The organism is Amycolatopsis sp. NPDC047767 (assembly GCF_040704195.1).
Classification (GTDB): Bacteria; Actinomycetota; Actinomycetes; order Mycobacteriales; family Pseudonocardiaceae; genus Amycolatopsis.
The window spans coordinates 1-14,660 of record NZ_JBEYSJ010000055.1 but is presented as its reverse complement, the minus strand read 5'-3'; the positions used below and the strand labels follow the sequence as shown (position 1 = coordinate 14,660).

Annotated in this window: 8 protein-coding genes; 4 read left to right on the top strand and 4 right to left on the bottom strand. The window is 70.8% G+C overall.

Annotated features, from left to right (window positions below; genetic code table 11):
* Nucleotides 1–204: 204 nt before the first annotated feature.
* On the bottom strand, nucleotides 205–1,542 hold the full coding sequence (locus AB0878_RS46945; protein ID WP_366589564.1) for an acyl-CoA dehydrogenase family protein: 1,338 nt from the start codon (nucleotides 1,540–1,542) through the stop codon (nucleotides 205–207).
* A gap of 139 nt (nucleotides 1,543–1,681) precedes the next feature.
* On the opposite strand from AB0878_RS46945, the gene AB0878_RS46940 reads away from it, so the two are divergent.
* On the top strand, nucleotides 1,682–2,884 hold the full coding sequence (locus AB0878_RS46940) for a LytTR family transcriptional regulator DNA-binding domain-containing protein (RefSeq protein ID WP_366589561.1): 1,203 nt from the start codon (nucleotides 1,682–1,684) through the stop codon (nucleotides 2,882–2,884).
* Between the two features lie 424 nt (nucleotides 2,885–3,308).
* Here AB0878_RS46940 and AB0878_RS46935 read toward each other — a convergent pair whose 3' ends face one another.
* Both AB0878_RS46935 and AB0878_RS46930 read right to left on the bottom strand, forming a co-directional pair.
* On the bottom strand, nucleotides 3,309–4,463 hold the full coding sequence (locus AB0878_RS46935) for a Dyp-type peroxidase (protein WP_366589558.1): 1,155 nt from the start codon (nucleotides 4,461–4,463) through the stop codon (nucleotides 3,309–3,311).
* Nucleotides 4,456–5,610 (bottom strand): EfeM/EfeO family lipoprotein, encoded by a 1,155-nt coding sequence (locus AB0878_RS46930; protein ID WP_366589555.1) that lies wholly within the window; start codon nucleotides 5,608–5,610, stop codon nucleotides 4,456–4,458. Before AB0878_RS46930 ends, AB0878_RS46935 begins: the two co-directional genes overlap by 8 nt.
* A gap of 204 nt (nucleotides 5,611–5,814) precedes the next feature.
* Between AB0878_RS46930 and AB0878_RS46925 the strand changes: the two genes are divergently transcribed.
* Nucleotides 5,815–8,001, top strand: a complete 2,187-nt coding sequence (locus AB0878_RS46925) for an alkaline phosphatase family protein (RefSeq protein ID WP_366589553.1) — start codon at nucleotides 5,815–5,817, stop codon at nucleotides 7,999–8,001.
* Nucleotides 8,002–8,184: 183 nt separating this feature from the next.
* Complete coding sequence (locus AB0878_RS46920; protein WP_366589551.1) at nucleotides 8,185–13,146, top strand: AAA family ATPase; 4,962 nt, start codon at nucleotides 8,185–8,187, stop codon at nucleotides 13,144–13,146.
* Between the two features lie 124 nt (nucleotides 13,147–13,270).
* Here AB0878_RS46920 and AB0878_RS46915 read toward each other — a convergent pair whose 3' ends face one another.
* A complete protein-coding gene (locus tag AB0878_RS46915) occupies nucleotides 13,271–14,092 on the bottom strand; it encodes an isocitrate lyase/phosphoenolpyruvate mutase family protein (protein ID WP_366589549.1) in 822 nt (273 codons plus the stop codon).
* A gap of 323 nt (nucleotides 14,093–14,415) precedes the next feature.
* Between AB0878_RS46915 and AB0878_RS46910 the strand changes: the two genes are divergently transcribed.
* Nucleotides 14,416–14,660, top strand: a 245-nt coding sequence (locus AB0878_RS46910; RefSeq protein WP_366589547.1) for an FAD-dependent oxidoreductase, incomplete at its 3' end; no start/stop codon positions are given.

Genomic DNA, 14,660 nt, shown 5'->3' with positions numbered 1-14,660 from the left:
TTGCCGTGCCGGCTCGGGCGTCGACGAACAACGAGCGCGAACGCCGCGAGCACACCACGATCGCGACGACGAGTTCGGCCCGACGAACCGCTCGTCGTCCCGCTGCAAGCGTTTGAACTTGCGTGGAGCCGAGTTCCGGTCCCGCCAGGCCGGGGCCGAGCGCCCGGGCGCATCCGGTGAGGGGCGCACCCGAGCGCTCGCCCGTCACACGGGAAGCGGGGTCTCCTGGTAGGTGGGGACCGTGTCGATGGTCTCCATGAACTTCGTGAAGGGCACGAACTCGTCGTCCATCAGGGCCCGCGGGTTGTAGTCCGGGCTGGCGAGCACGCCGTGGACGCGACGGCGCTGCATGCCGAAGTTGCCGGCGTCGTAGAGCGGCAGCACCGCGGCCTCGCGCAGCAGCTTCTCGAACTCGTGCTGTTTGTCGAGGCTGTTCACGCCCACGACCTGCATGCACTTGTAGACCGCGTCGAACATCAGCTCCGTGCATTGGATCTTGCACATCGCGCCGATCAGCTCGCCGTGGTAGTCGTGCTGGTCCAGGAAGTGCGCGGTCTTCCAGCAGAAGCAGCGGCACATCTCGATCCGCGCCGCGACGTCCCCGAGCACATAACCGACGTTCTGGTGGTTGATGATCGGGCTCGGTCCACCGGCGGTGTAGGTCCGCGCCCACTCGAGGGCGGATTCGTAGGCGGTCCTGGCCACACCGACCGCCGCGATCCCGGCCACCGGCCCCGACCAGGCGAAGTTGCGGTTGATCAGCAGGTCGCCGTTGCCGCGGGTGCCCTCGACGAGGTTGTTCGCGGGAACGCGGGCGTCGGTGAAGACGATCTCGGCGTTGGGGGTGAGCCGATGCCCCATCTTGCTGATGAGGTTGTAGCTGACACCGGGGGTGCCGCGCTCGATCATGATCGCCGAAAGCCCCTCGGTGCCGCCCTTCGACGGGTCGGTGCGCACCACGACGATGCTCGCGTTGGCCCCCTGCCCGTCCCAGCCCGCGACGTTGCACGGCCAGTACTTGCGGCCGTTGAGCACGTAGTGGTCGCCGTCGAGCGTGGCGGTGACACCGATCCCGACGGGTGAAGCATCGGGTGCGTCGAAGTTCGCCGTGCCGCCAGGGCTGCCGGCCGGCTCGCTCACCGCGTAGCCGACGATGTACTCGCCGGTCGGGTCCGAGGTGGCCGCGCGCAGGAAGCGCTCCTTCTGCTCCTCACTGCCCCAGTACCAGACGGGCATCAGGCCCAGCCCGTTCACCAGGATGGTGCAGGCGAACCCCGGGTCCACGGCGCACACCTCCTCGGCGGCCAGGATGAGGTCCACATTGGACACTCCGCCGCCACCGTACTGCGTGGGCAGCATGCAGAACGCGATGCCGGCGCGGTAGGCCTGCACATAGGCGTCCTTGGTCATCTGGAAGGCGCGCAACGGGTCCGTCTCGGCGTCGGCCGCACGAACCACCGGCGCGAGTACGTCGCGGGCGAAGGCGCGGGTGCTCGCTTGGAGTTCCCGTTGTTCCGGGGTGAGGGTGAAGTCGATGGCCATGACGAAACCTCCCTGCATCGGGTCGTCGGATCGGCCGGAATCGTCGATCTGCCCGGGCGAGGAGCACGCGGACGCTATCCCGGCCGGCCACGTCGGTCCTAGTCTGTTCAGGGGGCCGCCCGAACGCGAGGAGGTCGGCATGGACGGTCAGTGGGCCGACGCCGGCGGCCACGAACCCGGAGCGAACGGCACCGCCGCGATCCGGCCGGCGATCCAGGCGTCCTGGCAGCGCTGCCGCGAGGTCTACGGCATCGCCCCCGACACGCCGCCGCCCGACCCGTCTCCCGGCTCGGTTGCCGCGGCGCCGCGCACCGTGGTGTCGGCCGCCCGCTCGCTGGCGGCCGACCTCACCCGGACCGAGGGGGTGGTGGCGGTCGCGGCCGGCGACGGGCGGGTCGTCGCGGTGTTCGGGAGCCGTTCCGCCGTCGCGCTCGCCGATGCGCACCAGCTCGCGCCCGGGCACGACTGGTCGGAGAACAGCCGCGGTACCAATGCCCTCGGCACTGCGCTGCTCGACGGACACGCCCAGGTGACCGGCCCGGAGCACTGGCGCGGTGACCTGGCCGACTGGTCCGGGGCGGGCGTCGCGGTGGCCGACCCCGACCGGCCCCGGCCGTGCGCGGTGCTCGCGTTCCTGGTGCATCGCCGTCCGCTGACGGCGCTCGCGATCGCGCGGCTGGCCTGTTGCGCCCAGGAAGTGGGTCATGGCCTGCGTCGCCGGCGCGACGACGTGCTCACCGAGCTGGCCGGATCGCTGCGGCCGCAGGTCGACGACGCCGGACCGCTGGCGGTCATCGACCGGCGCGGGCGGCTTGTGGCGGCGAACGAGGTCGGGCACGCCGTGCTGGGCTCCCGCGCGCGTGCCGGCGCGCTGCGGCTGGCCGCGTGCGCGGAGGACGGGTGCCCGATCACCGTCCAGCCCATCCAGCACGACGGGCAGCTCATCGGCACGCTCCTCACCACCAGAACAGACTCACCGCCGGCGACCGAGGTTGCCCCCGCGCCGGTGTTGCGGCTCGCGGGCATCCACGGTGGGCACATCCTGCTCATGGCCCCGGCGGAGATCCGGGTCGCGCAGGCCGAGGGCAAAACCGTGTGGCTGCTGACCGACCGGGGCCGGTTGCGGGCACTGAACCACACCCTGAACCGGCTGGAGGCGCGGCTGGCACCACACGGATTCCTGCGGGTGCACCGGCACTGCGTGGTGAACCTGCACCGCGTGCGCGAAATCGCCCCGACCTTCCACGGCGGCTTCGCGCTCGTCCTGGACGGGCCCGACCGCGAGACCGTCGCGGTGTCGCGACGCCATCTGGCCGAGGTCCGGCGCGCACTCGGCCTGTGAGCCTGGTGAGGTCGCCTGTCAACTGTCGCCGGTTCTCGGGATTTGCAGCTGCCCCGACTCGAACCGGCTTCGGATGCCGAATTTTACTCGGACGGAATTTGTGGATGGGGCTGAAGTTGGTGGTGAAGTGACGGTGAGGTCTGAGCCGTTCGTTTCCGGTGAGTATTGGTGGAGTATTTCAGGGTCGAGTGTATTTGTTGAGTTCGACGAAGAGGGCCTGATGGCTGTAGCTCAGTACGCGGAAAGGAGGTTGGCGAACTAGGCGAAGTTTCGCGCACGGCGTTGCGATCAGTCGGCGGCGGGCGAGTCAGCCTTCGGTAGGCGAGAGGAGTGGCCGATCCAGCGGTCGAACGCCGAGCCGGAAGTGTCAGCGCGGCGAGCAGAGGTTCACGGCCGACGTGCCCCGGAACGCGCGGCCGACAGTTCAGTCGAGCATGCCGCGGCCCAGCCAGTCGTCGGCATCGCGGACGCCGGGTAGGGCGAAGAAGTAGCCGCCGCCGAAGGGGGAGATGTAGTCGACCAGGGGTTCGTCGATGAGGAGCGTCTGGACGGCGACGAACTGCTGGTCGAGGTCGGCGTTGAAGCAGATGAAGATCATGCCCATGTCGAGCTGGCCGTTGGGCTCGATGCCGGCGCTGTAGTTGAAGGCGCGGCGCAGCATCCGGCGGTCGTCGGCTGTGCCGTCGTGGGGGTTGGCGAGGCGGATGTGCGCGTTCAGCGGCACTGTGTTGCCGTGCGCATCCCGGTGGTAGCTGGGGATCTGGAACTCCTCCTCGCCGGGCACTCGTTCGCGCCGGCCGGACAGCGGTGCGCCGGTGTTGCGGTCGCGGCCGAAGATCCGTTGCTGCTCGTTGATCGAGATGCGGTCCCAGAACTCCACGAACATGCCGATCAGGCGCACCACGTGGTACGAACCACCAGTCACCCAGGCCGGTTCGTCGCCGCCGGCCTGAGTCCACACCAGCTGATCGACGAGATCGGCGCGGTCGAGGATCTCCTTGTTGGCTGTGCCGTCCTTGAAGCCGAACAGGTTGCGGGGCGTCCCGCTCGGCCGCGGGGGACTGGTGAAGCCCTCCATCTGCCACAGCACCTGCAGGTCGGCCCGGGTGGCGCGCATCAGGATGCGCAGCGCGTGCAGCACGGTGTCGCGGTGATCGGCGCAGATCTGCAGCAGCAGGTCGCCGTCGCAGCGCTCGGGGTCGAGGGCGTCGTTCGGGAACTCGTCCATCGCGCGCAGCCGGGCCGGTTTGACGCCGTCGAGACCGAACCGGTCGTCGAACAGGCTCGCACCGACACTGACCGTGACGGTGAGACCGTCGGGCATCGGGCCCGGGCCGAGCACGCCGTTCTCGTACGGGGTCGACACGAGTCCGTCGTCGCTGCCGCGCCCGGCCGGTGCGTCGCCGCCGGCGACCAGGTAGCGGATGGTCGCCGTCAGCGTCTGGAACATCCGCCGCAGCGCCGGCCGGTCGGCCGCGGTCACGAGGAACGCGGCGACGACCGCCGCGCGCTGCGGAGGCTCGAGGATGCCGGCCTGGTGGGCACCTTCGAACGGAACGGCGATGTCGTGGTCAGTCATGGGTGATCGGGCCTCGGTCGCGGGTGGCGTTGCGCGGATCGATGACGACCGCGGTGTGGGAGAGCAATTCGACGCTGTGCTGCACTGCCGCATTGACCGCGGCGCGCTGCCGGACGGTCAGCGACGCCAACCCGGCCCAGCCGTCGGCGTGGTGGTGGCTGCGGACCAGCTGCTGGGTGACCCGCAGCTGCTCGTCGGTCTGGTCCAGGTACGGGTTCTGCTTGCGCAGGATCGGCCGCAGCGGATCCAGAGCGTGCCAGACGCCGGTGAGGTTCGCGTCCACGGTCGCCAGCTCGGTCTGGCTGCCGGCGTCGCCGATCCCGTTCAGGTCCCATTGCAGGGCATCCTCGAGGATCTCGTGCGCGCGACGGCCCATGTCGATCGGCGTGATCGCGTTCGGCAGCGCCAGCTCGTCGGCGAGTCGCCCGATCGCCTCGAGCAGGGCCTCGGCGTGGGGCACGATCGTCGCCGTCGGCCGGTCGTGCCACAGCATCGCCTCGATCTTGCGGAAGCCGGTGAAGTCCGCGTCCGCGAGGCGGGCGGGGGCGACGCCGCGCGGCGGGTCGCCATTGATCTCGTCACCGGTCTCGTCGTAGGCCCGGTAGGCGCCGCCCAGCGTCTCGTAGGTGAGGTGCGCGATCAGCCAGTCGGCTTTGGCAGCTGCCGCATCGCCGGCTCGCAGGTCGCCGCGCAGCCGGCTGACCTGCCGGGTGAGCGCGGGCAGCTGCCCGGTGATCCAGCCGACGTAGGCGTTGATCGGGATGCGCAGGTCGAGCCCCGTGACGGGGATGATCCCGTGCACGTCGTAGGGCAGCGGGTCACCGGTGACGACGACCGGCCGGCTGTACTTGATCGTATAGTCGGTGATGCAGACCCAGCGGTAGGTTCCGGGCGGCACCGATGCCGTGACCGCGCGGGTGACGCCGCGGCCGAAGTGCTCGACCTCGACGTAGATCCGCTCGGTCTCGGGGTCCTCCAGGTAGATCTCCGCGCCGGCGCCCTCGTTGTTGACGAAGACGAAGTCGTACCGCCCGGCCGGTCCGCCCAGCCAGTCGTCGATGCCGTAGGGCGAGCCGACGATCAGCACGATGGGCTGCGGCCGGCTCGACGGCAGGGTTGGTGTGGCCGAGGCCGTCCTGCTGCTCATCGAGCCCAGCCTGGGTGTCGGTCGTGAACGCATTCGATGATGCCCATGACGCACCGGTGAACAGCGCGTGACCGGCCGGGCAGGTTGAGATGGCGGTCGTCCTGAGACTTTCCGGAACGTTCATAACCTGATTCTCGCGGCGCCGAGACCCGCGGCAGTTGACTTTGCGGGACTCCCCACCACGAGAGGTCAGGTACTAAACCCATGTCTGACAACGATTCGGCATCCGCGGACAGAGCGACCACGGAGCGCAACCGGATCAGCCGGCGCCGACTGATCCAGGCCGCGGGCGCGGCCGGCGCCGCGGTCGCCGCCGGCGGGCTGTCGGCCGTCCCGGCCGAGGCCGAACCGGCCGACGCCGCCGTGGCCGACGCCGCACAGGGCGGCAAGTCCGGCTCGAGCTCGGCGCAGAACCGGCACCGCACCGGCACGATCAAAGACCTGAAGCACATCGTGATCCTGATGCAGGAGAACCGGTCGTTCGACCACTACTTCGGCACCCTCGACCTGGCCGGCGCGCGCGGCTTCGGTGACAAGCAGGTGCTGACCTGGCAGAACGGCCAGACGATCTACTACGACCCCAACAGCCGTGCCGAGGGTTACCTGCTGCCGTACCACGCCGACAGCCTGAAGTACAACGCGCAGAACACCAGCGCGCGCAACCGGTACTTCAAGGAAGCCGATGTGCCGTGGCACCACGCGATCGCCAAGGCTTACACCATCGGCGACCACTACTTCTGCTCGCTGGACACCAGCACCAGCCCGAACCGCATCATGATGTGGGCCGGCACCAACGACGCCGCGGGCACCCAGGGCGGCCCGGTCGTGAACAACAACGGTGACTACGGCTACGCCTACAAGTTCAAGACCTACCCGGAAACGCTGCAGGACGCCGGTGTCAGCTGGCAGATCTACGTCAACAACGACACCGACGACAACTTCCTCGGCGACTACACCGACAACACCGTCCGTTCGTTCGCGGCGTTCGACCCGAAGAACGCGACCCCGGAGAACACCCACCCCCGCAAGGGCCTGCTCGCCCGCGGCGGCGTGGTGCACGCCCACACCGCGCAGCCCGCCGGCATCAAGAACGACACCTCCAACCTCGACTACGTGCTGCGGGACTTCATCTCCGACTGCGAGACGGGCAATCTCCCCGAGGTGTCCTGGGTCGTCGCGCCCGCGGCGTGGACCGAACACCCCACGTACGCTCCGAACAACGGCGCGGTCTACACCGACCGGGTGATCCAGGCGGTGCACGACAACCCCGAACTGTGGGAGTCGACGCTGATCATCCTGAACTACGACGAGCCCGACCACGCGAACCGCATCGGTGAAGGCGGCTTCTTCGACCACGTCGTGCCGCCGATCCCGGAGACCGGCACGGCCGGCGAGCGTGCGCCCGGCATCAAGCCCGGCATGGGCGGTCGTGTGCCGTTCGTGCTGGTCTCGCCGTGGACCCGTGGTGGCTTCGTCAACTCCGAGGTCTTCGACCACACCTCGACGATCCAGCTGATCGAGGAGTGGACCAAGAGCCTCGGCAAGCCGGCGATCTGCCAGAACATCAACGACTGGCGGCGCAGCGTCTCCGGCAACCTGCTCTCGGCGATCGACTTCGGCAACTTCGACACGTCGTTCCCGAAGCTGCCGAAGCCGGCCGACCTGCTCAAGTCGGTCGTCGTCGACGCCGGCCTGCCGGCCGTGCCCCAGCCGGCCGTCGGTGCGCAGGTCATGCCGACCCAGCCGATCACCGGCAAGGCGAAGCGCAGCCCGCTGTCGTTCCAGCCCAACGGCGTCCTCGTCGAGAACCACAGCACCGGGACCGCGACCGCGACCTTCACCGTCGAAGGCGGCCCCAGCGGCAAGGCGGTCAACCTGGTCGGGCTGGCCGACAAGTACGTGCCCGCCCTCGTCGGCGCCGAGCCGCTCGGCATCGGCCAGGACGCGCTGCCCCTCACGGCCGGCAACCACCGGTCGAAGTCGTACACCTGGGACACCAAGGCGACGAACGGCAAGTACGCGTTCACCTTCTACGGGCCCGACCACTTCATCCGGTCCTTCGCCGGCACCGTCGTCCCGGCCAGCGACCGGACCTCGGCCCAGCCGCGGGTCGACGTCCGGCTGGTCAAGGGGAGCACGCGGTCGGACGGCCGGGGCAAGTCGGCCGACGCGACCGTCGAGTTCACGCTGTCCGCCGACGGCCGCCGGTCGGTGACCTACACGCTGACCGCGAACGACTTCGCCGGGAAGAAGACGACCATCCAGGTGCCCGCCGGCAAGCACAGCGTCGTCACCTGGCCGACCGAGGACGGCTACTACGACGTGATCATCACCGCGAAGGAGTCTGCCGACTTCATGCAGCGGTTCGCCGGTCGCGCCGCGGAGAAGTGAGCCTTACGCCGGTTGTGTCGAGCTAGTCGCGATGTGCCCGCGTTCCCACCGGAACGCGGGCACGTTCGCGATCCGGCGACACCCCGGTTCCACAACCTCCGACGTCGCGCGGGTGGTCGCCTTTGCCCTCGAACAGGTGTAGGCACAGGGTGAGGGGAAGCCGTCCGTGCGTGGAGGTGTCGGATGGGGGAAGGCGGGGTGCTGCCGGGCCGAGAGCCGCAGGTCGAGGTGCTGCACGAGAGCGACCGGACGCGCGTGAGCCGGCTGTTCCTGGCCGGGCGCACGGTCATCCGGAAGGAGGCGCTGGGTCCGGACGCCGAGCGCCGGCTACGGCATGAGCGTGCGATGTTGGAGCGGCTGCGCGATGTCGCGGGGGTGGCGCAGCTGGAGGCCCCTCGGTATCCGGGGTCCATCGTGCTGGTGGACGTGGGGGGCACCGGCCTGGCGGGGCTGGCCAAGCCGCTGCCGGGTGGTGTCCTGATCGGGCTGGCGGTGGGGTTGGCCGGGGCCGTGGCGGGGATGCACGGGCGGGGTGTCATGCACCGTGACATCACCCCGGCCAACATCGTGATCTCCGGCGACGGTGTCCCGTGCCTGGTCGATTTCGCGTTGGCGACCTCGTTCGCCGAGATCCGCCCGGAGTTCGTCCACCACACGCAGATCGTGGGGACGTTGGCTTATCTGGCGCCGGAGCAGACCGGGCGCACCGGCCGGCCGGTGGACCAGCGTTCCGACCTCTACGCGCTCGGCGCGACGCTGTACGAGCTGGCGACGGGGGAGCCGCCGTTCGGCACCGGGGACCCGCTGCGCCTCACCCACGATCACCTGGCGCGGGTGCCGGCGCCGCCGGCGAAGGTGAACCCGGCGGTACCGGGGCCGCTGTCGGAGATCATCCTGCACTTGCTGGAGAAGGAACCGGACCACCGCTATCAGACCGCCGACGGCGTGGTGCACGACCTGGAGCGGGTGCCGGGCGTTCAGGTGCGTCCGGCGGCGGCTTCGGTCCGCGTCGGCGAGCACGATGTCCCGCCGCGGCTCCTGCCGCCGCGGCTGGTGGGCCGCGACGACGAGGTGGCGATCCTGCGGGCGGCGTTCGAGAACGCGCAGGCGGGCCGGTGCCGGGCGGTACTGGTCGGCGGGACACCCGGGGTGGGCAAGACCGCGCTGGTCGACGAGCTGCGGCCGCCGGTGGCCGGCCGGGGCGGCTGGTTCGTGGCCGGCAAGTTCGACCAGTACCGGCGCGACCTGGAGTTCAACGGCGTCCACCAGGCGTTTCGGGCGCTGGGCCGGTTGCTCCTGGCCGAGCCGGAGGCTGAGCTGGCCGAGGTCCGCGCGCGGATCCTGGCCGCGCTCGGCCCGAACGCCGGGCTGCTGACCGCCGTGGTGCCGGAGTTCGCCGCGCTGCTGGCGGTGGCGCCCGAACCCGGGGATCCGCTGACCGCGCAGAACCGGGCGCAGCGGATGGGCGTGCAGGCGCTGCGGGCGGTCGCGTCGCGGGAACGCCCGGTGGTGCTGTTCCTCGACGACCTGCAGTGGGCCGGGCGCGTCGCGCTCGGCCTCGTCGACATGATGCTCGACGAGGAACCGGTCGGGGGTCTGCTGCTGGTGGGCGCCTACCGCGACGAGGCCGTGGACGCGGCGCATCCGCTGGCGGCGCCGCTGGCCCGATGGCGTGACCGGGCCGGAGTGCGGAACCTGCGATTGGACAACCTGCCCGTCCCGAGCCTCGTCACCATGGTCGCCGAGATGGTGCACGCTGCCCCGGCCGTGGTGGCCGGTTTGGCCGAGGTGATCGCGCCGCACACGTCCGGCAACCCGTACGAGGCCGTGGAACTGCTCAACGCGCTGCGCCGCGACGGCGTGCTCACCGCGACCGCCACGGGATGGCGGTGGGACACGGCGACGGTGCGAGCACATCTGGGCCGGTCAAGGGCGGGCGAGCTGCCGGGGGCACGCATCGAGACCGTGCCGCCGCGGTCCTGGCGGCTGGTGGAGGCGATGGCCTGTCTGGGTTTCCGAGCCGAGCTGAGCCTGTTGCAGATCGCGACCGGCGACCCAGCGGCCGAGGTGCAATCGATGCTCGCGCCGGCCCTCGCCGAAGGACTTCTCGTCATGGAGCCCGGTGCCCATGAGGCGGTGCGGTTCCGCCACGACCGGCTCCGCGAGGCGATCCTGCGCGGGCTCGACCCGGAGCGGCGACGCACCCTGCAACTGGCCACCGCCCGGCGGCTGGCCGAGGTGCCGGAGTTGTCCGCCGTCGCCGCCGAGCAGTACCTGCCGGTCGTCGACGGGATCGACGATGCCGGCGAGCGGCGCCGGGTGGTGGGCCTGCTGCGGCGTGCCGCGGACCAGGCCGCGTTGATCGGGGATCACGCGCTGGTGAACTCACTGCTGGCCGCCGCGCTGCGGTTGATCGGCCCGGGTGAGACCGCCACGCTGATCGCGGTGCACACCGGCCGCCACGCCGCCCTCTACGGCCTGGGGCGCCTCGATGACGCGGACGAGGAGTACCGCACGATCGAAGCGCTGGGTCCCAGCGCGTTGCACCGCGCGGCCGCGACGGCGGTGCAGGTGAGCAGCCTGACCCACCAGAACCGGTTCGCCGATGCGATCGGACTCGGCATCGAGGTGCTGCGTGAGCTCGGCATCACCGTGCCGGTGGCCGACCGGCTCGCCGCCGAGCTCGACCGTCAGTTCGACCGCCTGAACCAGTGGCTGGACCGCACCGACGCCGCCGACGATCTGGCTCGGCCCGTCCTCGCCGAGCCCGCACTGCTGGCCGCGACCCGGCTGATCGACGCGGTCCAACCGGCCGCCTACTTCGCCGGCGGCGACGCCACGGGCGCCTGGCTGGGCCTGGAATCGCTGCGGATCTGGCTCGAGCACGGCCCTGGCCCCACCCTCATCGGACCGGTCAGCGCCGCCGCTGTCGCCGCCGTGGCGCGGCGCGCCCGCTACGCCGCCGGATACCGGGCGGCGCGCCGGGTCCTGACGTTGGGCGAGGCTCGCGGCTACGAGCCCGGCACCTCCGAATGCCGCCGCCGGTTTGCTCTGCTGAGCTGCTGGTTCGAGCCGATCGAGAACGGTGTCCAAGCCGCGGAGCGGGCCCGCGAGGGGCTGATCGCGGCCGGCGACCTGGCCAACGCCGCCTACACCTACCACCCGACCGCGCACTACCTGCTGGACTGCGCGCCGTCGCTGGACGTCCTCGTGGCCGAGGTGGAGGCGGGGCTGGCCTTCGTGCGGCGTACCGGCAACGAGCAGACCGGCGAGTGGCTCGACAGCTACCAGTGGCTGGCCGGTGTACTGCGTGGCGAAAGCGTCGCCACCACCGCCGAGGTGGTCCCCACCGACAGGTACGCCAGCAACCCGATGCCGCTCTTCCACGCGCATCTCAGCCACGCGCTCGTCGCCGCCGTGTTCGGCGATCCGGACGGGCTGGCGCGGCACACCGCGGCGGCGATGCCGCTGCTGCCGGCTGTGGCGGGCCTGTACCCCACGGCCGTGGCCCGCGTGCTGCGCGGCCTGGCCCTCGCCGAGCAGGCCCGCGCCGGCCCGGGTGCCGAGCGTGGCGCTCTGCTGTCGGAATTGGACGAGGTGACGAGCTGGCTGGCCGCCCGCGCCGCGGACGCGCCGGACAACTTCCGGCACCTGCAGCGGTTGCTGGAGGCGGAGCGGGCCTGGGCGGTCGGCGACTTCCGCGCCGGAGCCCTCGCGTTCGACACCGCCCGGCGCGAGGTCGCCGGCCGGCAGCGCCCGTGGCACCGCGCCCTCATCACGGAACGCACCGCCCGCTTCCATCTCGCGCAGGGCTTGGAGGAGGCGGGGCGCGACCTGCTCGCCCGAGCGCGGCAGTACTACGCGGCATGGGGCGCGACAGCGAAGGTCGCCCAGCTGGACTGGGCATACCCCACCTCACGGCAGGGAGCAGTCACGACCGGCGAGTCCGGTGACGGCCGGGGTACCGATGATCTCCGGCCGTCCTCGGCGGTCACGACCGGCACGCTCGACCTGCTCGGCATCCTCGCCGCGTCGCAGGCGCTCAGCTCGGAGACCGACATCGAACGCTTGCACACCCGCGTCGTCGAAGTGCTCAGCGCGATGACCGGCGCCACCAGCGTGCACCTGTTGTTGTGGGACGAGGACCGCCACGACTGGCTGCTGCCGGCGCCGAACCGCACCACGGACACCCCCACGGCCGGGGGACCGCAGGAACGCGACCTGCCGATGTCGGCAGTGCGCTACGTCCAGCGGACGGCCGAGATCCTGATCGTCGACGACGCCACCCGCGATGACCGCTTCGCCCGTGACCCGTACCTCGCCGGTCTGGACGCCTGTTCGTTGCTGGCCATGCCCATCCTCGGCCGCGGCGAGCTGCGGACGGTGCTGTTGCTGGAAAACCGTCTCATGCGCGCCGCGTTCGCCACGGAACGGCTCGACGCGGTCAGGCTCATCGCCGCGCAGCTCGCCGTCTCCCTCGACAATGCCCAGCTCTACTCCGACCTCATCGCCTCGCGCGCGCGTATCGCCACCGCCGCCGACCAAGCCCGTCGGCGGATCGAGCGGGACCTGCACGACGGCGCCCAGCAACGTCTGATCACGCTCGCCATGCGCGCGCGCATCGCCCGAGCGGACGTTCCGCCCGAGTCAGGCGCGCTGGGGGAGGAGCTCGAGGCTCTCGAGGCCGAAGCCGTCACCGCCCTGGACGAGCTGCGCGACTTCGCCCGCGGCATCCATCCGGCGATCCTCGCCGAGGGCGGCCTCCGCCCGGCGCTCAAGGGACTCGCCCGCCGCTGCGCGGTCCCGGTCGAGCTGGCCGTAGAGGTCGACCGGCGTCTGCCCGAGCCGGTCGAGACCGCCGCCTACTACGTCGTTTCCGAGGCGCTGACCAACGTGGTCAAGCACGCGCACGCATCGACCGTCCACGTCGAGGTCGAGATCGTCGACTCCGGCCGGGCGCTGCGGGTCCGGGTACGCGACGACGGTCGTGGCGGCGCCGACTTCGCCGGCGGCTCCGGCTTGGTCGGGCTCAAGGACCGGGTGGAGGCGCTCGGCGGCCGGCTCTGGCTGCAGACGGCAGCCGGTGCGGGCACGGCCGTTCTGGCCGAGTTCTCCCTGCGGCGCGCCGTCGTGGGCCCGAGCTGAGCGGGAGTCACCGCGGTTTCGTGTGCCGGCTCCGACGACGCGGACCACAGCGTCGCGCTCAACCCGGCGCTGTCCACCGAGTTGAGTCTTCCGCCGCTGCCGGGCCAGGCCACCGACTCCCGCGTCAGCGCTTGATGAGGTCGATGATGTGGCCGAAGGTGAGATCCGTTGCGAGCGCCGTGAGGTCTCCGTCCGCGAGCTTCGCCGCAGCCGCCTTCGTGGCTCCGAGGGCGTGCGTGTACGGATCAACCCCGAGGCTGATCCGGCGGACGCCGATCGTCCGGAGTTCCGCGAGGGTAGCCGTGCCCTGGGGGCTGACGAGGACGTTGACCGGCTTGGGTGCGACAGCCTTGACAACTGCGCTGATCGAGGCCGTGTCCGGCAGGTTCGGCGCGTAGAGGACGTCAGCTCCTGCTTCCGCGAAGGCCGTGAGGCGGCGGATGGTGTCCTCGAGGTCGGAGATCCCCCACAGGAAGTTGTCCGTACGGCCGGTCAGGACGATCCGCCCACGCGCAGCCGCGGCGGCGGCCTCGATGCGGCGAACCGCGTCGTCGAAGTCACGAATCGGGTTGGCGAGGTCACCGGTGGTGTCCTCGATGCCGATGCCGGCCAGACCGCAGGCGATGGCGGCTTCGACAGTGGTCCGGACATCTTCGGGAGTCTCGCCGTAACCGTCTTCGAAGTCGCCGTTGATCGGCAGGCCGCTCACGGACGTGAGCAGGGCGGCATGGTCCAGATGCGTGTCACGGCCGATGGCGTGGATGCCGTCAAGCCGGCCCAGCGTCGCGGCGAACGCCGCGGAAGAGGTCGCGATGGACTTGAACCCGGCCTCCGCGAACAGCAGGGCCGACGGCACGTCCCACGCGTTGGGCATGATGAAGGTGTCGGGGCCACGATGGAGTTCGGCGAACTGTTCGTAGCGTGTCGGGGCTGCGTTGTCAGACATGGCCGAGCTGTTCCTTCCCAAACGGGCGAAATTCTTGCCGAAACGGCGGCGTATCAGCAGCTGCCGGCGGGGTGGCCGAGGGATATCCGCGGTCACGCCGATGCGGATCCGCGGCCGGCCGCTCGCGGGTGCAGGGGAGCGGTTGCCGTTTCGGGCGGCGCGCGGACGCGACTTGCTTGCGGACTTTACCGCGTGGGGCCTTGGTGCAGGCGGATGAGGATCTGCCGCTGGTTCGGGTCAATCCGGGTGGGTGTCGTCAGCCGGCGGTAAGAACCGGCCGTCGGCTGACGCCACCAGGAAACCAGCACAGGGGAGAGGGGCACATGGCCGAGTCGAACGGGCGACTGGACTCCGCAGGCAAGGCGGCTGCCGAGGAAATCAGGGACGTGATCATCGTCGGGTCGGGTCCGGCCGGTTACACGGCTGCGGTGTATGCGGCTCGCGCGCAGCTTGAACCGTTGGTGTTCGAGGGTACGCAGTTCGGTGGTGCGCTGATGACGACCACGGAGGTCGAGAACTTCCCCGGCTTCCGCGACGGCATCCAGGGCCCGGACCTGATGGAAGAGAT

What these genes read in the sequence shown, in the direction of transcription:
- AB0878_RS46930 (WP_366589555.1), bottom strand. Translation starts at nt 5,610, where the DNA reads ATGAGCAGCAGGACGGCCTCGGCCACACCAACCCTGCCGTCGAGCCGG.
- AB0878_RS46945 (WP_366589564.1), bottom strand. Translation starts at nt 1,542, where the DNA reads ATGGCCATCGACTTCACCCTCACCCCGGAACAACGGGAACTCCAAGCG.
- AB0878_RS46920 (WP_366589551.1), top strand. Translation starts at nt 8,185, where the DNA reads ATGGGGGAAGGCGGGGTGCTGCCGGGCCGAGAGCCGCAGGTCGAGGTG.
- AB0878_RS46915 (WP_366589549.1), bottom strand. Translation starts at nt 14,092, where the DNA reads ATGTCTGACAACGCAGCCCCGACACGCTACGAACAGTTCGCCGAACTC.
- AB0878_RS46925 (WP_366589553.1), top strand. Translation starts at nt 5,815, where the DNA reads ATGTCTGACAACGATTCGGCATCCGCGGACAGAGCGACCACGGAGCGC.
- AB0878_RS46935 (WP_366589558.1), bottom strand. Translation starts at nt 4,463, where the DNA reads ATGACTGACCACGACATCGCCGTTCCGTTCGAAGGTGCCCACCAGGCC.
- AB0878_RS46940 (WP_366589561.1), top strand. Translation starts at nt 1,682, where the DNA reads ATGGACGGTCAGTGGGCCGACGCCGGCGGCCACGAACCCGGAGCGAAC.